At 38.8% G+C, this 22636-nt stretch carries 21 protein-coding genes; 6 read left to right on the top strand and 15 right to left on the bottom strand.

Going from position 1 to position 22636, the window contains the following annotated elements; translation table 11 throughout:
• Positions 1-2: 2 nt before the first annotated feature.
• Positions 3-656 carry a TetR/AcrR family transcriptional regulator gene (locus tag QOX35_RS02730; protein WP_283685692.1) on the bottom strand — a complete coding sequence of 218 codons (654 nt, stop codon included), beginning with the start codon at positions 654-656 and terminating at the stop codon, positions 3-5.
• 102 nt (positions 657-758) lie between these two features.
• Positions 759-1502: a 3-deoxy-manno-octulosonate cytidylyltransferase gene (gene kdsB / locus QOX35_RS02725; RefSeq protein WP_283685691.1), complete on the bottom strand. Its 744-nt coding sequence runs from the start codon at positions 1500-1502 to the stop codon at positions 759-761.
• Positions 1503-1599: 97 nt separating this feature from the next.
• On the opposite strand from kdsB, the gene QOX35_RS02720 reads away from it, so the two are divergent.
• Both QOX35_RS02720 and QOX35_RS02715 read left to right on the top strand, forming a co-directional pair.
• On the top strand, positions 1600-1971 hold the full coding sequence (locus tag QOX35_RS02720; protein WP_283685690.1) for a 2-amino-4-hydroxy-6-hydroxymethyldihydropteridine diphosphokinase: 372 nt from the start codon (positions 1600-1602) through the stop codon (positions 1969-1971).
• A gap of 144 nt (positions 1972-2115) precedes the next feature.
• On the top strand, positions 2116-4251 hold the full coding sequence (locus QOX35_RS02715) for a GH92 family glycosyl hydrolase (RefSeq protein WP_283685689.1): 2136 nt from the start codon (positions 2116-2118) through the stop codon (positions 4249-4251).
• Between the two features lie 42 nt (positions 4252-4293).
• Here the strand turns inward: QOX35_RS02715 and QOX35_RS02710 are convergent, their stop codons facing one another.
• The 5 genes from QOX35_RS02710 to QOX35_RS02690 all read right to left on the bottom strand — a co-directional run bounded on the left by QOX35_RS02710 (position 4294) and on the right by QOX35_RS02690 (position 8609).
• A complete protein-coding gene (locus QOX35_RS02710; protein WP_283685688.1) occupies positions 4294-5157 on the bottom strand; it encodes a beta-1,6-N-acetylglucosaminyltransferase in 864 nt (287 codons plus the stop codon).
• 90 nt (positions 5158-5247) lie between these two features.
• On the bottom strand, positions 5248-6390 hold the full coding sequence (locus QOX35_RS02705; protein WP_283685687.1) for a porin: 1143 nt from the start codon (positions 6388-6390) through the stop codon (positions 5248-5250).
• Positions 6391-6488: 98 nt separating this feature from the next.
• Positions 6489-7142 (bottom strand): SanA/YdcF family protein, encoded by a 654-nt coding sequence (locus tag QOX35_RS02700; protein ID WP_283685686.1) that lies wholly within the window; start codon positions 7140-7142, stop codon positions 6489-6491.
• Entirely contained in the window at positions 7142-8008 is an 867-nt protein-coding gene (locus QOX35_RS02695) for a nucleoside phosphorylase (protein ID WP_283685685.1), read from the bottom strand. The genes QOX35_RS02700 and QOX35_RS02695 overlap by 1 nt, the downstream gene beginning before the upstream one ends.
• A 253-nt stretch (positions 8009-8261) precedes the next feature.
• The gene (locus QOX35_RS02690; protein ID WP_135106696.1) at positions 8262-8609 is read right to left on the bottom strand and encodes an MGMT family protein; all 348 of its coding nucleotides are present in this window, start codon (positions 8607-8609) and stop codon (positions 8262-8264) included.
• 141 nt (positions 8610-8750) lie between these two features.
• Between QOX35_RS02690 and QOX35_RS02685 the strand changes: the two genes are divergently transcribed.
• A complete protein-coding gene (locus QOX35_RS02685) occupies positions 8751-9578 on the top strand; it encodes a sugar phosphate isomerase/epimerase family protein (protein WP_283685683.1) in 828 nt (275 codons plus the stop codon).
• A 78-nt stretch (positions 9579-9656) separates the two neighbouring features.
• Positions 9657-10130, top strand: coding sequence for a 23S rRNA (pseudouridine(1915)-N(3))-methyltransferase RlmH (gene rlmH, locus QOX35_RS02680; RefSeq protein WP_283685682.1), 474 nt, complete (start codon positions 9657-9659; stop codon positions 10128-10130).
• Positions 10131-10134: 4 nt separating this feature from the next.
• Here the strand turns inward: rlmH and QOX35_RS02675 are convergent, their stop codons facing one another.
• Complete coding sequence (locus QOX35_RS02675; RefSeq protein WP_283685681.1) at positions 10135-11379, bottom strand: ABC transporter permease; 1245 nt, start codon at positions 11377-11379, stop codon at positions 10135-10137.
• Between the two features lie 12 nt (positions 11380-11391).
• The gene (ruvB, locus tag QOX35_RS02670) at positions 11392-12414 is read right to left on the bottom strand and encodes a Holliday junction branch migration DNA helicase RuvB (protein ID WP_135106689.1); all 1023 of its coding nucleotides are present in this window, start codon (positions 12412-12414) and stop codon (positions 11392-11394) included.
• A gap of 150 nt (positions 12415-12564) precedes the next feature.
• Between ruvB and QOX35_RS02665 the strand changes: the two genes are divergently transcribed.
• Positions 12565-13140 carry a phosphatase PAP2 family protein gene (locus QOX35_RS02665; RefSeq protein ID WP_283685680.1) on the top strand — a complete coding sequence of 192 codons (576 nt, stop codon included), beginning with the start codon at positions 12565-12567 and terminating at the stop codon, positions 13138-13140.
• A gap of 7 nt (positions 13141-13147) precedes the next feature.
• Here the strand turns inward: QOX35_RS02665 and QOX35_RS02660 are convergent, their stop codons facing one another.
• The 5 genes from QOX35_RS02660 to QOX35_RS02640 all read right to left on the bottom strand — a co-directional run bounded on the left by QOX35_RS02660 (position 13148) and on the right by QOX35_RS02640 (position 19706).
• Entirely contained in the window at positions 13148-13891 is a 744-nt protein-coding gene (locus QOX35_RS02660) for a DUF3667 domain-containing protein (RefSeq protein WP_283685678.1), read from the bottom strand.
• A gap of 35 nt (positions 13892-13926) precedes the next feature.
• Complete coding sequence (locus QOX35_RS02655) at positions 13927-14697, bottom strand: SDR family NAD(P)-dependent oxidoreductase (RefSeq protein ID WP_283685677.1); 771 nt, start codon at positions 14695-14697, stop codon at positions 13927-13929.
• Positions 14698-14701: 4 nt separating this feature from the next.
• Entirely contained in the window at positions 14702-15574 is an 873-nt protein-coding gene (locus tag QOX35_RS02650; protein ID WP_135106681.1) for a YitT family protein, read from the bottom strand.
• A 13-nt stretch (positions 15575-15587) separates the two neighbouring features.
• On the bottom strand, positions 15588-18389 hold the full coding sequence (gene leuS / locus QOX35_RS02645; RefSeq protein ID WP_283685676.1) for a leucine--tRNA ligase: 2802 nt from the start codon (positions 18387-18389) through the stop codon (positions 15588-15590).
• A gap of 189 nt (positions 18390-18578) precedes the next feature.
• On the bottom strand, positions 18579-19706 hold the full coding sequence (locus tag QOX35_RS02640) for an acyltransferase family protein (RefSeq protein WP_283685675.1): 1128 nt from the start codon (positions 19704-19706) through the stop codon (positions 18579-18581).
• 124 nt (positions 19707-19830) lie between these two features.
• Here QOX35_RS02640 and QOX35_RS02635 point away from each other — a divergent pair, with 124 nt between their 5' ends.
• Complete coding sequence (locus QOX35_RS02635) at positions 19831-20682, top strand: AraC family transcriptional regulator (protein ID WP_283685674.1); 852 nt, start codon at positions 19831-19833, stop codon at positions 20680-20682.
• A gap of 86 nt (positions 20683-20768) precedes the next feature.
• On the opposite strand, the gene QOX35_RS02630 is transcribed toward QOX35_RS02635, so the two are convergent.
• A complete protein-coding gene (locus tag QOX35_RS02630) occupies positions 20769-22616 on the bottom strand; it encodes a 4-hydroxy-3-methylbut-2-en-1-yl diphosphate synthase (protein ID WP_283685673.1) in 1848 nt (615 codons plus the stop codon).
• Positions 22617-22636: the final 20 nt, after the last annotated feature.

The raw sequence follows: 22636 nt of genomic DNA, 5'->3' as shown, positions 1-22636 counted from the left end.
AATTATTGTGTTAATTTATTTCGTTTGATCTCATTATCGCACGGTTTCAGTGCGTTTATAGTAAATTCTATCACATATTTTTCATGATTGGCTATCAGCTCATTGTAAACGCCTGACGGAATCTCCATCAATGTTTTGGCCAGATTTCCAAACATAAAAGGGAACATGCATAAAGACAATATATTCAATAAGAAATCAGCTGCCGGCGTTTCTCTTATTGTTCCCTTCTCCACTTCTTCTGCTATACGCTTTTCTATCTTACTGAAAGAACTGTAGGGATTTTTATTCTTTATACGCTGGGTAAGTCCCTCCGGATTGAGGCTCACTTCATTTAGAATAAATGCTGCAATTTCAGGATATTGAAATAGAATTTCATAGTAAGTGTGTATCCATGTTTCGATTAACTCAAAAAATGGAAGATCGGAGGTTACGGTCTCGAATATTCTTTTAGTAAGTACATCCAATGCGTCTTCGAATATAATCTCAAATAAATTATATTTCGACTGAAAATAATAATTCACCATTGCCACATTCGTACCCGAAGCCTTAGCTATATCCCTGACACTGGTACCTTTGTAGCCGTTTTTTATGAAAAGGATTTGTGCTTCACTCAGAATCCGTTTCCTTACTTCCGAAGAATCTTCATTATTAAACATGTGTTCTAAACGATTGTTTAAGAAGCAAAAATAAAAAATAAAATCAACTTAAACAAGCGTTTAACTCATAAACAGAAATCTATATTGTTGTTTAAGATTTACTTATTTCAGCAGCTTTATCGCTCTTTCCATATCTTCGGGAGTATCGATACCTATTGTTTCCACATCTGTATAACCCACTCGTATACGGTAGCCGTTTTCTATCCAACGGAGTTGCTCCAGCGATTCGGCTTTCTCGAGTGAAGATTGCGGCAGTTGGGTGATTTCTTTTAACACATCCACACGATAGGCATACATCCCTATATGCTTATAAAATATATGTTTATCAAGCCATTCTGTATGATGGGCATCTCGTATATATGGAACAATGGAACGACTAAAATAGATTGCTTCGCTCTTCTTATTTATAACTACCTTTGGAGAATTAGGATTGAACAAAACATCAAAGCCGTCTTCTTTTTTGAAAGGTTTTACCAACGTTGCCAACTCCACATCTTTGCTATCAAAGCACTCTTTCAGAGATTCGATTTGCTCGGGCTGAATGAACGGCTCATCCCCTTGCACATTGATAACCACATCAAAATCTTCCCCAATCTTAGAATAGGCTTCTTGAATACGGTCGGTTCCACTCCGATGCTCTGTTGAAGTCATAACAGCTTTTCCCCCGAACGCCTTTACAGTTTCGAAGATGCGGGAATCATCTGTTGCAACCCATACATCGTGAACCGCTCGCTTCACCTGTTCATATACACGTTGTATCATCGGTTTACCTCCCATGTCTGCCAGTGGCTTTCCGGGAAAACGAGTAGAGGCATATCGAGCCGGAATTATTGCTATAAACTTCATATTTTTACTATTATCCTACAAATGTATAAAAATGCCTCAGAAATAAAGTTTCGCCGTTCATCCTATTTCGAAAATGCAGCGTATATTTGCACCTATTATGAACAAAGCGCTTCTCTGCATAGGAACAAATGAAGATACAGAAACAAATTTAAGACTCTGTCATCAACTGCTCAACAGCTCTTTTGGAGGAATATCTTACTCCGACACTTCTGTCACTACTCCTTATGGAGCACACTATAAGAATGACTTCCTAAACCAACTGGCTGTTATATATACCGATCAAGACAAAGAAGAAGTCCGCCTGAAACTTAAGTCTATAGAACGGCAGATAGGACGTGAGTCTCACGACAAAGAAAAAGGAATTGTAAAAATAGACATCGACCTTGTTATCTGGAATGACGAAGTTCTGAAGCCTGCCGATATAAGTCGCAGCTATATTGTAGACCTACTACCCAGCTTAAAAAGATAAGCATCTGAGACAATCTAGTATACTTTTGTGACACACCTCCAATTTGTTCTTTAACAAATACATATAGATTATACAAACAAAGTATTTTTACATAAGGATTTTTTAATCCATAAAACATTTGTTATCACCATAATCTATTAACACATGAATAAATTTAATCTAATTATTATTAGTCTATTATTGGTTGCAAGCGGTTGTGCCCAAAGACAACAAATAAGGTATACAGACTATGTAAACCCGTTTTTAGGAACAGCCACACTATGGGATAGTATCGACTTAGGCTACAAGCCAACTCGCAGAACTTGGGGAGCCGAAGTATTCCCCGGATCATCCCTTCCTAATGCAATGGTTCAGGTAAGCCCGGTAACATTGTTCAGAAGCGGCTCCGGTTACCAATATGAAGACACTGTTATATATGCCTTTACACATACCAACAAAGGTCATTGGAATCTTTGCCATATTCCGATTCTCCCCGCAACAGGGAATTTTACAGCAGATGATTATTGTTCGACATATAGTCACAACAACGAATCTGCCCATCCAGGCTATTATCAGGTTTTCCTCCAGCGATATGGGATAAATGCAGAAATGACATCAACCCTGCGCTGTGCATATCACAGGTTTACATTTGAAGCCGGAAAGGATAAAAAGCTGATAGTAGACCTTTCTACATCAAACGAAAGGATTAAAGATTGGCAAATAGCGCAAGAAAGCGAAAACGTATTCTCAGGCTTTCAGGAGAATAGCGAAAAAATGTACTTCTACGCAGTTTCCAATCATGCAATAAAAAATATAGATTCGATAAGGAGTGAAAGCAAAAGCCTGTCAATCGTAAACTTTGAGAATAACAAAGAACCTCTGGAATTAAAAATAGGATTCTCTTTCGTTAGCATCAAGAATGCAAAAGAAAACCTAGAGAAAGAAATAGGCAACAAAGATTTCGCCGAAATAAGGAATGAAGCTACAGAAACATGGGAAAACCTATTGTCAAAAATAAAAGTTTCCGGGGGCACTGAAAAGCAAAGATGGGTATTCTATTCCTCACTATATCGTTCCTTCTTATGGCCGGCACTAAGAAGTGATGCAAATGGAGAGTTTACCGATGCGAAAGGCGAAGTTGTAAACAAGGGCTTCCGCTATTATACAGACCCTTCGTTTTGGGATGACTATAGAAACAAACTGATCTTGCTCGGAATGATTTCGCCCGATGTTGCAGCAGATGTAATTAACTCCATCACCGACAAAGGAGAAAAGATAGGATTTATGCCTACGTTCTTTCATGGCGACCACGCTTCCACTTTCGTTACAGGTTCTTACCTCAGAGGGCTAAGAGGATTTGATGTCAACAAAGCATATCATCTCATCCTGAAAAATGCCACAGTAGAAGGAGGGCGTCCTCATCTGATTGAATATATAGCAAAAGGATATATTTCTGAGATGGACATTAAAAATCCGAAGATAGAAACCGTAGCGAAAGCAGCTGTTACAAAAACGCTAGAATATGCCTACGACGACTACGCTGTTGCTCTATTAGCTAAAGAGTTGGGAGACGAGGAGAACTACAATATGCTAATGAAAAGAACCGGCAATTACAAGAACCTCTTCGACCCTTCCACCGAACTGATGAGAGGTCGACTCGAAAACGGTGAATGGGTTACCCCATTCGACCCTGAATTCCCTTACTATGAATACCTATACCGTGAAGCGAATGCCTGGCAATCATCTTTCTTTGCACCACATGATACTAAAAGGTTGATAAATCTTTATAAAAGCAAAGATGACTTCGAGAAGAAGGTCGACTCTTTATTTACCATTCCTTGGGGAGGATATGAGGCACATAACCTATCGGGATTTATCGGGCAATATTGCCACGGGAATCAGCCCGATCATAGTTTCCCTTTCCTCTATTACTTTGTCGACAAACAAGAGAAATCACAAGTCATATTAGATAGCTGCCTCAATCACTTCTACGGAATGGGCAAACATCAACTGGCTCTTGCCGGAATGGACGATGCCGGAGAAATGTCTTCATGGTATGTATTTAACGCCATCGGGCTTTATACATATTCCCCAGCCGACCCTTCGTACATCATATCAGTTCCTCTTTTCGACAAGATAGAATTCACGTTCGGTGATGGCACTCAGTTTTCTATAAGCAAGAGAAACTCGGGCAGGAAAATTACCGATATTACTTACGGAGGTAAGAAAGTTAATGGTTACTTTATATCACATAGCGATTTGAAGAAAGGCAAAGAATTGCTAATTAATACCAATCAATAGCCACTTAGGTGATATGATTTCTTAGAAGAGGGTTCTGCTCGACTAATCTTGTTTCCAAAGTACGGTACGAATCCTCTCTATAATGCTTTCACTATCATCATTAAACTTACGAGCAAAATAAGGGAATCGCCGCCCAAACTCATCATTGAATTCCATGCGAGTTTCTAACAGATCAATATGACGCTGCTCTATTATAGCAGGAGGATTAGGTACATCCCAATCGGTATATGTAAGGTTTGCATGTGTTCTATCTCTATAGCGAGAGTTACCTATAATTGTCTGGAAGAAAGCTTCATCCGGCACTAATGTATGACGGAAAAAGTCAAGATACCTTCTATCATCCTTTACGGTATTCAGAATATATCCCACACATTCACGGGTAAGAGCAAACCACTGTGAACCGGCATATATCTTAAAAGGAGCTTTTCTTTTTATTCTCAACTTTTTAAGCAATACTTCAATTAAGAACTTAGGGTTGTAATGTTTCAGATTGCGCCGATTATAATCGAAGTAATAATACTCGTAACGTTCAGCAGGCTTGTAAGGCACAGGGAGAGGTGCAATATCTATATACTCTTTTCTTTTTTCTAATAGCTTATGCAAGAAAACTTTCGAACGAATAGGATAATCTACACCACTAAGCAATATATAATAGTCGGCATCAGAGGAATGTTGCACTCCAAACTCCAGCAGTGCCAATGTGGCCTCTACCATAGAAACCCCTCCCCAGTTTATATCAATGGAGGTGGGAATAATTGTAGCATTACTCTTTTTAGGAATATAGTCCTGCCCTGTCTTCTTATCTAAATGAATATAGAAAGTACTATCTGCATCATCCAAAGCATCAATCAAGCGATCTAAATGCCTGAAATTATTATGAGCTAATATAAGGTAGCAGATCTTCATCAGACTATATTTTTTTAAGATATCAATACAAATGTACTGAAAAAGGTTATTCCTTTCGAAATAACCTTTTCATATTTCGTGAATGTCTGATCAAAATACAATCTGCATTTGCCCTAATACAGCATTCGAATTTTTCTCACCCCAACTCTTTGAATAATCCGAGTAAGTATAATTTATCTGGAAACGGCATGCTCCGTAAAAATAATAGTTCAAGCCCAGTGTATAATCAATCACCTCCTTGCTTGTGTCTCTATTCTGATTCAGATAATCTACCTTTGCAAAAGCATTGAACTTTTTAGGAACAAAATAATAGAGCCCCATTCCGTGAAGACCTTCTTTGCTGATACCTCCATCATTGCCTCTTATCCATTCGGCACGAGCATACACTCTCTCTGAACGATAATCGGAGCTTGCAATCCAACGATTACGAACATGATCATTTTTTTCTGTTTCTCCAGGTTTTATATACTTAGCTTCTCCAAGATATACTCCTCCACCAATTCTAAAATTCTTTATGGGTTGAAGCATCAAGTTTGCAGCGAAGTCTTTTGAGTTATTATTTTCTGTAGTATTAATACCTGTCCCCTGAAACAAACCAACCTTATATTCGAGTAGGTCGTGCGTCTGCGTTTTTAACAAGTTACCGTATGCCATCACACCTGCATCACGTCCTGTATTATTCTTATTATTTTGTTGTCTCTGTACATCATCGCCCATTCCGATAAGAGCAGAAATAGAACGAGTGTTGAAAACCCCTTCAATATCGGTTAATGATATTTGATTTTCGAGAGAAAGAGGCGTCTTCATCTGTCCTAGCCTGATATTAAACTCTTTAGCCGGAGTCCATTCTCCCCAAAATTCGTACGGCATTGGGTTAACAAACTCTGCCAAAATAAAATATTTCAGATTTTTGGTCAGTTCGCCACGCATCGATAAGAATATTACTCTCGGTTCAAAATCATGCTTAACATTCGCTACGTCGCTATATCTGTACATGAATAATCCATATCCTCCGAAACGCATGTATGGAGTATTAAAAGCCTGCCTGATTTTTTCGGTAGTACCGTTTCCCAATGCACTTTTAGCTGGTGCATTTCCTCGTATCGAGTCGGCTTCACTTTGAGTCAATATATTTTTCTCCACTAATTTTTTTAACAGTTCACTATTTGAGTCCTGAGCATACACAAGGGTACATGCTACACATAAAGAGAGCACGAATAAGAGCTTTTTCATTAATATAATTTATTATTGTTTAAATTAACCTTATTTAAAGAAGCGACAAAATTAGTGTTTCCATCTAATATCAGCAAGACCCTAATTCTTAAAAGATTTCAGATTTTAATCTTTTCTCCCAGATACTTTGGCTCTTTACCTGTAGCGATATCCACAAAGACTTTTACCCTTGCAAACAACTCCCTTATTTTTGTTCTGTATGACGATCGGTTAAGCGATAAATCTTTTGCATTATATCCATAGGCTGTCATCCCGCAATTCTGAGCCAAAAACACAGCCCGTTCGTTATGAAACTCTTGCGACACGACAATAAACGAATCTTGACCAAATATTTCATTCATCCTCACCACCGAATCGAGTGTGCGCAAGCCCGCATAATCGCAATGTATAATACTGTCGGGCACGCCGGCTTCGACAAGAGCGGCACGCATATCGTCTGCCTCATTATAATCTTTGCGGCTATTGTCTCCGCTTACAACAAAGACCTGCACCTTACCGGCATCATATAATTCTTTCGCAGCCTGAATGCGGTAGGTGAAGTATAAATTGGGACGATTGCCTATATTCTTAGCAGCACCCAAAACCAACGCCGCTTTCTGAGGGGGTATGCTATCTACTTCATTATATACAAAACCTTTGGAATCGTGGGGAATCTTCCAGTTAGCAAAAAGGATTGCTAAAACCGCTAAAATCAGTCCGATTGATAATACCCAAAACATCCGCTTGAGCCTCTTTTTTGTTTGTGCCTTCATTAAATACGCTCTAATACCTTCTTTATTAAGTCTTCTATCGAACCCTTGTAATTTGAATTTGATTCTCCTGCCAAACGATTGGCTATTATTGTGCATACAGTCATGGCCTTATGCCCCATCAACCGGCTCATTCCTGCCAACGGTGCGCTTTCCATCTCGTAGTTGGTAATCGAATCTTCACCAAACCTGAACGACTCTATTTTACTATTCAGATCGGGATTAGCCAACGGCATGCGTACATATCGCCCCTGTGGCCCATAGAAACCAATGGCAGATATGGTAACTCCTTTTATCATGTCATGTCCTATACGTTCTACCAATTCCTCATCGGCCTTTACAACATACGGAGCGCAGTGCTGGGGATTCCAGCCAACATATTTCTTAAAGGTATCCTCAAAATCAGCCAATGTCACTTTATCACGATTTGCATAATAGTTGAGTACTCCGTCGAAACCGATCGACTTTGCTGCAACCACATACGAACCGATTGGGCAATGAGGCTGCAACCCTCCTGATGTTCCTACACGCACCATTGTGAGCTGTTTGAAGTCTTTCTTTACTTCACGTGTCTTGAAATCGATATTAGCCAACGCATCCAATTCTGTAATTACAATATCTATATTGTCGGGGCCGATACCATGCGAAAGAGCAGTAATGCGTTTCCCTTTATACGTTCCGGTAATCGTATGAAACTCCCGGCTTTGGATATCACATTCTACACTATCAAAAAAAGATGCGGTAAGGCTCACTCTGTCGGGGTCGCCCATCATTATTATTTTGTCCGATAATTGTTCCGGCTTTAGATGTAAGTGAAAAACACTGCCATCACTGTTTATAATCAGTTCTGAATCGGGAATTATTCTCATATCGTTTATTTGTGTTTATTTACAAAGATATAAATTGTTTTACTTGGTTCTATTCTTTAGTTACTATTCATATAAAAAGTGACAAAACCCGAAAAACACGCAACACTCTATATCAGCACCTTACAGCCAAAAGGTGACAAAAGTGACACTTTTTGAAATGTTTTTTGTTGTTACCTTTTTCTTTGATTTTGTATATCAAAGTCTACTCTATTAGATAATTTTATTCTTAGAAAGCGAATTGCTATAAAGGAAATCATTCGATAGTCAATTCTTGGGTAGGATCCCAGAATACTTTCTTCCAATTGATGATTCTATCATTTACAACACCAACTCCTTCCTCTTCTAAGAGCTTCTGCATTTCGTTCGAGTTTCCGAACGCTTCTTTGGCTGAGAGTACTCCTTGACTATTTACTACCCTATGCGCCGGAATACCGGAAATAACAGAATTGCACTCTCCCATCACCCTACCTACCAAACGTGACATATTGGGATAGCCGATAGCCTTAGCTATTGCGCCATAACTTGTAGCCCGACCATACGGAATACTCCTCACAACATCATACACTCCTCGTCTGAAATCTTCTTTATCCAAATGTGCCATTCTTCTTTTATTACAAGCTCTATTTTATAAAATATAAAGATATAAGCTTTAACTATAAGAATATATTATTCTATGAGAATTGTTATATTTGTACACCGTGATGATCTTAAATAAAAATCTAAATATCTAAAAAAGTAACCCATGAGTAAAACACTAAGATTATTCCTACTTTTAGTGTGCGCGCACACAACAATTCTTTTTGCCAATGAACCCGAGAAAACGCAACGAGATGATGGCGAATTATTTAAGGTAGCCATAGCCGGATATACATTTGTAAATTTCAATCTGGATGAGACCCTCAAAATGATGCAAGAGGTAGATGTACACTATCTTTGTATCAAAGATTTCCATCTTCCGCTGAATAGCACCGACGAAGAAATTGCCGCATTCCATGCTAAACTGGTAAAGTATGATGTTACAGGTTATGCTGTAGGCCCTATCTACATGAAGACCAAAGAAGAAGTGGACAAAGCGTTTGATTATGCCAAACGTGTTGGCGTAAAACTTATCGTAGGTGTTCCCAATCATGAACTACTGCCTTATGTAGACAAGAAAGTAAAAGAATATGATTTCAAATATGCCATTCACCTTCATGGACCTGACATCGAATTATATCCGCATGCAGCTGATATCTATGAACATGTAAAAGACCTAGACCCTCGTATCGGAATGTGTCTCGACATTGGTCATGATGCACGTGCAGGACATGATCCGATTGCCGACCTAAAAAAGTACAGCGACAGAGTGTTCGACATCCATATGAAGAATACAACCGCAGCAACTAAAGCCGGAAAGACAGGTGAAATCGGTCGGGGCATAATAGACATTCCTGCTTTTGTGAGAATGCTTCGCGAAGTGAAATACTCAGGAGCTTGCAGCCTCGAATACGAGCGAAATATGAAAGCCCCTTTAGCGGGAATAGCCGAATCTATAGGTTATTTCAGAGGTGTGATTGATGCAACGAAATAAGGAAAAAACTTATTTTTTATATAACAGGATAGGCAGCAAGAAATTGTTGCCTATTTTTGTAATGAAAAACTAGAAAATATGAAAATCATTCTTCTCGCTATAGGCAAAACCGATGCAGGCTATTTTGTAGAGGCTATCAACGAATACCAGAAAAGGTTAGAGCATTATATCCCTTTCGAAATACAAATTATACCTGATATAAAAAACACCAAAAGCCTTACGATGGAACAGCAAAAAGAGAAGGAAGGTGAGTTGATATTAAAAAACATACAGGCGGGAGATTATCTCGTTCTGCTCGATGATAAGGGAAAAGAATATACCTCGATGCAGTTTGCCTCCTATATAGAAAAGAAAACACATACGGTAAGCAAGCGGCTCATATTTGCCATCGGAGGCCCTTATGGTTTCTCGGAAGCAGTATATCAAAAGGCGAATGAAAGACTAACACTATCACGTATGACTTTTTCGCACCAGATGGTACGTCTTATATTTGTGGAACAGTTGTATAGAGCAATGACAATCTTAAACAACGAACCTTACCATCACGAATAATCTCTTATTCGAAACGAAGTGATTTTGCAGGAGATATTTTTGCTATCAGATAAGAAGGCCCAACCATAGCCAATACCGACAAGGTTAACGTAGCAATGTTGATAAGAATAATGTGTAATATATTTATATCCACCGGCATTTCGGATACATAGTAAGTATTGGGATCTAGCTTTATCAAGCCAAAATACCGTTGAAGCAACAGCACAGTTAGGGCTATAATATTTCCCCACAACATCCCTTTCAGTATCAGGAATGAAGACACATAGAGAAATGTTTTACGAATATTAAAATTTCGTGCACCAAGGGTTTTAAGTATACCAATCATATTGGTGCGCTCCAAGATTATAATAAGCAATCCCGATATCATCGTAAATACGGAAATAGCAAACATCAAGATCATGATTACCCATACATTCATATCCAACAGATCGAGCCAACTGAATATCATCGGATTCATTTCTTTAATAGAGCGGGTCAGAAAGGTATTCCCATCCACATCCCGATAAGTCATCATATCTAAATAGATATTTTGTGTAAGCTGGTCAAGTTGCTCAAAATCGTTTACAAGCAGCTCTATACCGCTTACCTGATCGGGTTGCCACTTATTAAGTCTTTGTATAAGTCGGATATCTGTTATAACAAATAGTTTGTCGTAATCTTCAAAATTGGTACTGTATATCCCCGTGATATTAAACTTACGGGCACTGCGTTCCTGAACAAAATACGAAATAAAACTATCGCCAGTCTTCAGATTAAGTTTATCGGCTATATTCTTCGAGATAATAACCTGATTGGTGATTGTGGTATCATCAGGGTTGATGATCTTACCATCAATCATATTCTTCTTGAAGAAGTCCCAATCGTAGTCTTCCCCTACCCCTTTTAGAATTATCCCCTGAAATGCACTATCTGTTTTTATGATACCCGGTTTTGTGGCATATATCTGTGCATGTGCTATACCTGTCTCATGGCTCAATGTATCTAAAAGACCGGGAGTAACAGCTACCGGCAATGTTTCGTAAGACGTGGTGTTATTCAGATTGGTAATCTGAATATGAGAGCCGAAGCCAACAACCTTGTTCCGCACCTCTTTCTTAAAACCGATAACAATAGACAATGCCAAAATCATAGCTGCCAATCCTATTGCAACACCTGCAATAGCTATTTTAATAGCAGGTGAAGACGCTTTTTTCTCTCCTTCGCCTTTACTAAAATGGATCCGCTTAGCTATAAATAATTCTAAGTTCAATGTTTTATTCTTTTAAAATAGAAATCCTTGCTCGCTTTCTCTTTTCCTTCCCAGATGCTTATAGGCAAGGTCTGTCACTTCACGTCCACGAGGAGTACGTTTCATAAAACCTTCCTTGATAAGGAACGGCTCATATACCTCTTCAATAGTTCCTCCGTCTTCTCCCAGTGCGGTTGCTATTGTGGAGATTCCTACCGGCCCCCCCTTGAATTTATCGATCAGGATAAGCAATATCTTATTATCTATCTCATCCAATCCATACTTATCTATATTCAATGCTTCGAGAGCATAAGAAGCTATATCTTTGTCTATCTTACCCGATCCTTTTACCTGAGCAAAGTCACGCACACGGCGCAGCAAGGCATTCGCAATACGGGGCGTACCACGACTACGTGAAGCAATTTCTATAGCAGAATCTTTCGAAGCAGGTACATTCAAGATATCTGCCGATCGTAAGATGATATGCACAAGGGTATCTATATCGTAATATTCGAGATGCATGTTTATCCCAAAACGGGCACGCAAAGGGCTCGTAAGCAAACCACTACGAGTAGTTGCACCAACAAGGGTAAACGGATTGAGTTCTATCTGTACAGAACGTGCGCTAGGCCCTTTATCTATCATTATATCGATGCGATAGTCTTCCATCGCACTATACAGGTATTCTTCCACAACAGGCGAAAGGCGGTGTATTTCATCTATGAAAAGAACATCGTTCGGTTCCAGCGAAGTAAGCAGTCCGGCTAAGTCTCCGGGCTTATCTAATACAGGGCCTGATGTGATCTTAAACCCTACACCAAGCTCATTGGCTATAATATTCGACAGGGTTGTTTTTCCAAGTCCGGGAGGGCCATGCAACAGAGTATGGTCGAGCGATTCGCCACGCATTTTTGCAGCTGTCACAAAGACTTGTAAATTTTCTACAACTTTACTCTGTCCACGAAAACTCTGGAAGGTGAGAGGGCGCAACGCATTCTCAAACTCCTTCTCATTTTCATTTATATTCTCCCTGTGTATATTAAATGTTCCTTCCATAATGTATGGTTGCAAATTTACATCAATATATTCAATTTACAGACAGATACCGATTGATTTGCAATTACTAAAAATATAAAAGATTTAAATATTCTTCATTTTAATCGTAAAATAATATTTCTTTGTGGTTCATTTTCAAGATATACGCTAATGCTTCGCAAAATTATAGAATGGGATAAAGAACTCTTTTTGTATCTGAACAGTAAACATATGGGTTGGCTCGACCCTGTTATGTTATTTTTCAGTTCGTACCATTTTTGGATAATTATGTGTATCCTGATGGCTGTGTTTATCTATTACAGATTAGAGGTTTGGAAAAAAACGAGTGTTATATTTTTCTTGCTTTCTATCGGTGCAAGTGCATTATTAACCAATATTATTAAGATGATGGTAGAACGTCCACGTCCGATACATAATCAAGATTGGACAGGTGCTATACATGCAATAGAAAGGTACAGTTCGAGTACAAGCTTCTTCTCATCGCATTCTGCAACAACGTTTACGATGGCTACTTTTTTCCTTTTATTATTCCGTAAGACCGGCTCTAAGTATTACGGTTATCTGGCAATAATTTGGGCTACAATTGTCGCATATAGCCGCATCTATCTTGCCAAGCATTATCCTATCGATGTTGCTTGCGGTATATTATTTGGAATCACAATAGGGATTATGGGATACAAGCTCCTTGAATATTATAAAAACAAGAAGAAGGGATTAAACCCTTAAAATATCTCTACCGATGGTTGATAAAAATGAATACAAATGTAACTAAAGAAGAAGCTATCACAACAAACAAAAATGATAAAACCATACTTACCAACGTCTTACATACAGTCTTGATAGGTGAATTCTTTCCAAACAATTGTATATATACCCAAAATTGATATAAATAGCAAAATAAGAAAGTCAGCAATACGCCCCATATGGAAAGGGTGAAATAATAAATAGGATAAGTCAAAATAAGAATTAGTATCTGCATTCCTACTATATATGAGTTTATAACCAAAAACTCCACGAAATTGTAACCTGACTTCTTAAATACTATATAGGATGCTAATGCATAAAATGGAATAAAAGCTAGCATAACAAAAGAATAATGCCCATACATCCAATCGAAAACCAATTGACTGTAATTATTGGCTGCAGCATCTGTCTGGAGATAGGCAAATGAGTTTTCAGGATATACTTTTAGGAAAAAACATATAAATCCGTATATAGTCCCTAAAATAAGAATAAATGAAAACGGTTTGAAATGGGTGATTCTTTTACCCGATAAGTATTCGCGAATAGAGTCACCGGGTCTCGTAATGAGTTCTTTTATTGTGTGTAAAATTCCTCTATCTACATGAAAAATACTATGTTGTATTTCGTGTATAATATAATGGAAATTAATACGTGCAGTAGCTGTTGATTGTCCACAGTTTGAACAATATTTTCCAGAGACAGGAGTACTACAATTTTTACATATATCTGACATATTATTATTTACTCTATTAGATTTAAATTCTGTAATTACAACCATTTCCCAACTTTCCGCTTTTCCAATCCGGAATATATTTTCAGGAAAATAGGGAAAGCTCTTCCAATAGGAAAAAAGAAACGAAACAACAAGGATGGGTAAACATTCTCCTTCCCTTTTTCGATCCCTCTGATAATTTTTTTTGCTACAGTTTGCGAGTTTTGTGTAGGAAATGGCAAAGACGTACTATTTTCTCCGGTTGCCTTATCAAAAAATTCAGTGCGGGTGGCAACTGGATAAACTGCTGTTATCTGTATGTTTTCAGACTGCTCGTACCTATAGGTTTGCACAAAATGGTGCAGTGCGGCTTTTGTAGAACAATACAATGAGTAAGCAGGCAAAGAAACCAAGCCTGCGCCCGATATAGTACAAGCAAATGCAACTCTTTTATTATTGCTGCCAGCGAGGAGTTTCTCCAGTGAATAGATAGGGGAAAATACGTTCAGATTGAAAATATTCTCTATATGCTGCCAATCGGGATTATTTATTTTTTCGAGGTAAGCAAAACCGGCATTAGCGATAAAGACATCAACTCCCCCGTCAAATATTTCCTGAGCATAATTGAACACATTATCAACTCCATCTTTACTGCTTACATCAGCAGCATAAGGGTATACAATTCCTTCTTTTTGAGGGATACGGTCAGCATGACGGGCAACAGCTACAATTTTGACATTCGGATATAAGGCTAAAATATCGAGCATATCTCTCCCTATTCCTGAAGAGGCGCCTGTGAGAATGATATTTTTACCTTTTAAATCCATGATTTTACGTCCTTATTTTATCAAAACCCTCGCCGTAAACTCCCCGAACAGTACTTTGTGAGATAAAAGCTTTCTCGTCAATACTTTTAATCAGGCGGAATATTTCCAGTGCTTCGTTGCGTTTAGCTAAGACAATCAGAACCTTTGTAGGCTTCTTCGTATACCACCCCATACCATCCAAAACGGTACAGCCCCGGTGCAATTCATGATTTATGGCAGTGGCTATAATCTCATATTTCTCGGAGAAAACAAGTATCTGAACCGACTGACGAAATCCGTTGATAACCATATCTATACTATATGTCATCACCCCCATCACAATAAGCCCGTATATAATAGTCTGATAATTCTGGAATACAAAATACGAACAACTGATTATCACAAAGTCGCACAGAAGCATTCCTCGCCCAAAAGCTATATTTTTATACTTATTGATAAGTGCTACAACGATATCTGTGCCTCCCGTACTACCATTCGAACTGAATACCAAACCTATCCCGACTCCGCACATCATCCCTCCGATAACACCTGAAAGAAGCGGCTCATTTTTTACAATGGGTTCGGTTATCATGGATTGACAAATAGTAAGTAGAAAAGTGAGCACAACAACTCCATAGATGGTCTTTATCATAAACTTAAGACCAAGAACCTTAAGAGCCACAAACAACAATCCACAGTTTACAAGAAAATAGGTATACTGCAAAGGAATCTTCGCATTTGTAGCGTATTCCACAAGCAGGGCTATCCCTGTTAACCCTCCGGTAACGATACCTCCGGGTTTTATAAATCCAATAAGCCCTACGGCATACAGAGCCAGTCCAACAAATATAGTTGCGTAATCCTTCCAGTAAAACTCCTTTAAATATCTTTTAGGCATGGATTGTTATTGATTACAATACGACATTTATCATTTTCTTGGGAACAAAGACGACCTTCTTCGGAGTTTTTCCGTCAAGCCATTTCTGAGCCAGCTCATGACTTAACACCGCTTTCTCAACATCAGCTTGTACAGCATCTGCCGAAAACTCAAGTTCGAAACGTACCTTACCGTTAAAAGCGACTCCATATTTGAATGAATCTTCTGCAAGATATTCTTCATTAAAAGCAGGCCATTTTGCATCACAAACAGATGTTGTATTACCCAATGCAGACCAAAGCTCTTCGGAAACGAAAGGGGCAAAAGGAGCAAGCAAGGTAACCAACTCTTGTAAAATCGCTTTTTTACTGCATTTTAAAGAAGTCAATTCATTCACACAAATCATAAATGCTGAAACAGATGTATTGAATGAGAATGATTCGATATCAGCAGACACCTTCTTTATGAGCTTATGCAATGATTTTAGCTCTTCTTTTGTCGGTTCTTCATCGGTAACAACAAACTCTTCACCTTTATAGAAGAGACTCCATACTTTACGTAAGAAGCGGTGAACACCATCTATACCATTCATATCCCAAGGTTTGGACTGCTCCAATGGCCCAAGGAACATTTCGTACATGCGCAGTGTGTCTGCTCCATACTTTTCAGCAACATCGTCAGGATTTACGACATTGTGATATCGTTTACCCATTTTCTCGATATTCCATCCGCAAACATACTTACCATCTTCAAGTATAAATTCGGCAGTCTCGTATTCAGGTCTCCAAGCTTTGAATCTATCTATATCAAGCACATCATTATGCACAATATTTACATCCACATGGATTTCTGAAGTTTCATATTTGTCTTTCAGGTTATAAGATACAAATGTATTTGTTCCATTGATACGATATACTAAGCTGCTACGCCCTTGTATCATACCCTGATTAATCAGTTTTTTGAATGGCTCATCTTCACATGAAACGCCTATGTCGAATAAAAATTTATCCCAGAAACGGCTATATATCAAGTGACCTGTAGCATGCTCTGTACCACCGATATACAAATCAACATTGCGCCAGTATTCATCTTTCTCTTTCGAAACTAGTTCCTGATCATTATACGGATCCATATAATGCAGATAGTACGCCGATGAACCGGCAAATCCCGGCATTGTATTCAGTTCGAGAGGGAATATTGTTTTGTGATCTATTTTAGATGTATCTACAACCTTTTCATTGGCTTCATCCCATGCCCATTTAGTTGCACGACCTAATGGCGGTTCTCCCGATTCGGTAGGCAAATACTTATCTACTTCGGGCAATTCAAGGGGAAGTTTATCCAATGGCAACATGTAAGGAAGCCCCTCTTTATAATATACAGGGAATGGCTCTCCCCAGTAACGTTGGCGGGAGAAGATAGCATCACGAAGACGGTAATTTACTTTTACACGTCCTAGTTTGTTTTCTCTTACATATTCTTTTGTTTTCTCAATCGCTTCCTTAACAGTCATCCCATCCAAGAATCCTGAATTCATCATGATTCCTTCTTTTGCATCAAAACTTTCTTCCGAAACATCACATCCTTCAATCAAAGGTATAATCGGCAAGTTGAAATGTTTAGCAAAAGCATAGTCACGGCTATCGTGTGCAGGAACAGCCATAATTGCACCTGTACCGTAACCGGCAAGTACATAGTCAGAAACCCAGATCGGTATTTCTTTGCCATTAAGAGGATTTATAGCATACGAGCCGGTGAATACACCGGATATTTTTTTATCCATCAGGCGGTCACGCTCAGTCCGACGTTTTGTAGCATCCAAATATTTTTCTATTTCGGCTTTTTGCTCGGCAGTTGTCACCTGAGGAACATATTCGCTTTCGGGAGCAAGTACCATAAATGTAACTCCAAAGATGGTATCGGCACGGGTAGTAAAGATTTCGAATTCAACATCCGAATCTTTTACTTTGAATTTCATTTCTGCACCTTCGCTACGTCCAATCCAGTTGCGTTGTGTTTCTTTGATAGAATCACTCCAATCTATTTTATCCAGACCTTCGAGCAAACGCTGTGCATACGCCGACACACGCAAGCTCCACTGGCGCATCAAGCGTTGTTCTACAGGGTATCCCCCACGCTCCGACAAGCCATTTATAACCTCATCGTTAGCCAATACAGTCCCTAAAGCCTGACACCAGTTTACAGTTGTTTCGCCGCGGTAGGCTATACGGTAGTTAAGCAATATTTCTTGTTTTTGTTTTTCGGAATATGACTTCCACTCGGCAGCGCTAAATTGCAATTCTTCGCTGCAAGCTATATTTAAACCTTCTGTACCAACTTGTTCGAAAGCTGCGATCAGTTCGGCGATCGGGCGTGCCTGGTTCTCATCATAGCAATAGTAGCTATTGAACATTTGGATAAATGCCCATTGCGTCCATTTATAATATCTGGGGTCGCAGGTCTGTATCTCACGGCTCCAATCGTATGAGAAGCCAATCTTATCCAACTGCTCACGATAACGGTTTATATTCTGCGCAGTAGTAATGGCAGGATGCTGTCCTGTCTGTATAGCATATTGTTCGGCAGGAAGCCCGTAAGCATCATAACCCATTGGATGGAGAACATTGAAACCTTTCAGCCTCTTGTAGCGGGAATATATGTCGGATGCGATATATCCGAGCGGATGTCCTACATGCAGCCCTGCTCCTGATGGATAAGGGAACATATCAAGGACATAATATTTAGGTTTGCTTTTATCCTCTTTTACTTTGTAAGTTTTATTATCAATCCAATATTGATGCCAACGTTTTTCTATTTCTTTAAAGTTGTATTCCATAGCCGAATATCTTGCAATTTTTTATTGGCGCAAATATAGTTATTTCTTCAGATTTAAACGAATTAATAACGATGCTTTCAGAGCATAATTTGTTCGAACTGCAAGTCTTAGATAAAGATAAAGCAATTAAACATGCCTATTGGCTATTGTTTAATTGCTTTACGAAGCATGATACTTATTTTGAAATTATTATAAAAACTTCTTGCGCAACCACTCCCGAATAGGCAGATCATAAAACCTCATAGCAAGATACGCTGTAGCAACAGCAGCTATTACAACAAGTAAGCCATAATGCCATGACTGTTCTAAAGTTAGATTGTTATTTGTTACCCATGCCATGTATACATATGCAATAGGGAAATGAGTAATATAAATCGGATATGAGATATCACCGAGGAATTTGCATACTTTAGAAGCCTTATATCCTTGCACTTTGCCTCCTGCTCCTAGCCAAATTATAAAAGGAAACATTATGATAAGACAGAAACATTCGTATAGCCCGTTTAGCCATAGACTATCCGCATCGCCCAGACGTGGCACGGAAAGCAAAACAACCAACAATAGAGCCGCAGATAGAAAAGCATTTTTCGTATAACGAAGTTTACCCATTCTGGCCAACAGAAGCCCTGCTAAGAAAGGGAATGCCAAACGAATAAACCCGATTTTCAATTGAGTAGAATCATCGATAGACCATCCTCCTATAATATCTCCATTGGGATTGGTTAAGGCGTAGTGAATGGTAAATCCGGCAGCAACCACGACTAAAATAGCGAGTACAATTTTTGATATCCGACGCAAAACAAGCGCATAAACAATATTAGCGATATATTCGAAGAAGAGAGACCATGCCGGTCCATTGAGCGGATGCATTTCATTCCAACCTCTTATATCCAAACCTTTTCCTACTGGTATTAGGGTGAAACCAATGAGCATCACTAACAACATCTTCCAAACCGGAACTTCGTTTATTCCACCCCACCCTAATGCCGGCGAACCCTGAAAATAAAACAATAATGCTCCAATAATAGACCCTATAATAATCATAGGTTGCAGACGAATAATACGACGCTTAAAGAAATCTTTCAATGTCATTTTCCCCCAGCGATCGTCATATGCATACCCAAGCACAAAACCCGAAAGTAGGAAAAAGAAATCGACCGCTAAATAACCATGATTGATAATCTGTTTACTATGGTCGCCATGTGAATGAATCTCAAAGACATGAAAAAAAACCACTAACGACGCAGCAACGCCTCTTAAGCCATCAAGTATTTCATAATGGGGCTTGGAGCTTTTAATATCTATTGCTTCTTTCATTTACCTTTACAAATTAAAATTCTATTATAGGCAACAAAAATATACCAAAAACAACATACTCAATTGTTTTATATTTTATTATACTTGTCTTATATTTGCCTTTTATAAACCGAATACATTAAAAATGCTCGAAAAAGTAAAATATGCTCATATACCTGCACAACGTGAATATTCATTTCATTTCGACCATGTAAAAATCAAATGGAATGAACAAATAACACTTCATCAACAAAAAACATGGGAACTCTCTTATGTTATAGTCGGAAGTGGAACGCGCATTATAGGGGATACTATAGAGCCATTTTCAAGAAATGAAATCATACTGATACCACCGAATATCCCTCATTGCTGGTCATTCGACGAATTAGATGCTGATAAAAACGGAGAAATAGAAAACATAACCGTCACTTTCTCCGAACAGTTATTGGAGAAATGTTCTTCTGCTTTTCCAGAACTGGAGACCTATATAAAAAAAAATCAAAAAAATACTGAAGCCCTTTCTTTCAAGGGGGAGACATTAGTTCGATTGCAGAGCATTTTAGTACAAATGGCAAAAGAGACAACAATAGACCGACTGTCTTCTTTCATCAAACTGTTATCAATAATCTCATCTGTAGAAAATACGAGTGCAGTAGGCAGACCCATAGTTGAAGACAAGAAAACAAAGAGGATGCAAAAAATATTGCTTTATGTAATGAATAATTATCAGAATACCATAACATTGGAAGAAATGGCTCAATTGGTGCAGCTTGATAAATCTTCTTTTTGTATTTTCTTTAAAAAAATGACAGGGAAAACATTTTTTTCATACCTGGCAGAATACCGCATCGAGTCTTCGTGCCAAATGCTAACAAAAACAAATATGGCAATTGCCGAAATATGTTTCGCTTCGGGATTCAAAGATATCCCCTATTATAACCGGGTCTTTAAGAAAATCAAAGCAGTTACCCCAACTGAATATAGGGAAAGAATTTAGGTATATGGAATGTGATTTTTATTAATATATTATTCTGTTCAACCAGACAAAACAATAGGCATCACATTCCATATATTCAATATTTTTTAGTTTTCGGGCTCTACCCAATCACCATTCTCTTTTATAAGCTGAACAAGACGTTCTACAGCTTCCGCCGAAGAAATATTTTTCTCTATAAGGTTCTTCTTTTTGTAAAGAGAAATTTTTCCTTTCTCTGCGCCTACATAGCCATAGTCAGCATCAGCCATTTCTCCGGGACCATTGACAATACATCCCATTACGCCAATTTTAAGATGTTTCAGGTGCGAAGTTGCGCCTTTCACCAACGCAACAGTTGTCTGTAGATCAAACAAGGTACGTCCACAGCTCGGACACGAAATATATTCGGTTTTGCTTGTACGCACACGTGAAGCCTGCAAGATACCAAACATATAAGCATCGATATTTTTTAGAGGAATTGCACCTTCGTTCTGCAACATAATACCGTTCCCAAATCCATCGAGATACAATGTCCCGAAGTCTGCTGCGGCCTTTATCTGAATATCTTCCGACTCATTTTCTGTATAGTGGCGATTAAGGACAACAGGCGTATCACAATCGTTATTCATCAATGTATGAATAAAAGCTCGCTGTTCGCCTACTCCGTTAATATGATCGGTAGAAACAATAATAACGATAGACTTATCATTCTTCAGCAAAGCTAAAATATCTTTATCCAACTCAGGATAAGACAAGCGGAGGAATTTGATAGCCGAATTTATTTCGTTAATTTTATTCCAATTCGACTTATCAAACAACGGATAAGTATTTTTCTCACCTTTCCAGCCCTCAACGTCTATAATAGAAGGAATTGCCCGAGGTGCAGCAGCAGGAAGTTCTTTGCCTACATATAAATAGTCGGGCAAGAAGTGACTATTTAGCTCAAAATTACCTTGCGAGCGATCTGAAATGACAACAGGAAGGTTATCACCTCCTATATTTCCTACTACATACGTCTCACGTCTGTCTGTAGAAAAAGGGGAGAACTTATCACTTGCTGTGGCTACTATTTCAGGATGATTTTCTTTTTGCTTAATATATGCTATCAGCTTACGGGCAACCGGCACTTCATACTCAGGGTCTTCACTCAACGACACACGAATCGTGTCTCCGATTCCATCCGACAGGAGTGAACCTATACCAACCGCTGACTTGATGCGCCCGTCTTCACCGTCTCCGGCTTCGGTTACACCCAAATGTAGAGGAAAATTAAGCCCCTCTTTTTCCATACGGGCAATCAGTAGGCGTACTGCCTTTGACATGACCACCGTATTTGATGTCTTCATCGAAATGGCAATATCCTTAAATCCTTCTTCGAGGCAGATATGTAAAAATTCCATACAGGATTCTACCATCCCTTCAGGTGTATCACCATAGCGGCTCATAATACGATCGGAGAGAGAACCATGATTTACCCCGATACGGATAGCCGTCTTGTGTTCTTTACAGATATCGAGTAGGGGAACGAGTTTAGCTCGTATTTTTTCTATTTCCTGAGCATATTCTTCGTCAGTATATTCAAAGGTTTCGAACGTTTTTACCCTGTCTACAAAGTTTCCCGGATTGATACGTACTTTTTCTACAACCTTAGCTGCGGCCTCGGCTGCACGAGGGTTGAAGTGTATATCGGCAATGAGTGGAGTATTATATCCTCGCCCACGAACCACTTCTTTTATATTTTTCAGATTATCGGCTTCACGAACCCCCTGTGCGGTCAGGCGCACATAGTCGGCTCCGGCTTCTACTATTCTTATTACCTGTTCGGCACTTGCTTCTGTATCGTTCGTATTGGTGTTTGTCATCGACTGCACCCTGATAGGGTTATTTCCGCCCAGTGGAGTATTCCCTATTCTGGTTTCGGATGACAGACGTCTTTTATAATTAAAGTAATTCATATGAATTTTATGTTGTTTTT

The organism is Dysgonomonas sp. Marseille-Q5470 (genome assembly GCF_951230145.1).
Taxonomy (GTDB): Bacteria; Bacteroidota; Bacteroidia; order Bacteroidales; family Dysgonomonadaceae; genus Dysgonomonas.
Note: the sequence above shows the minus strand (reverse complement) of the source record. Positions and strands in the feature narration are given on the sequence as shown.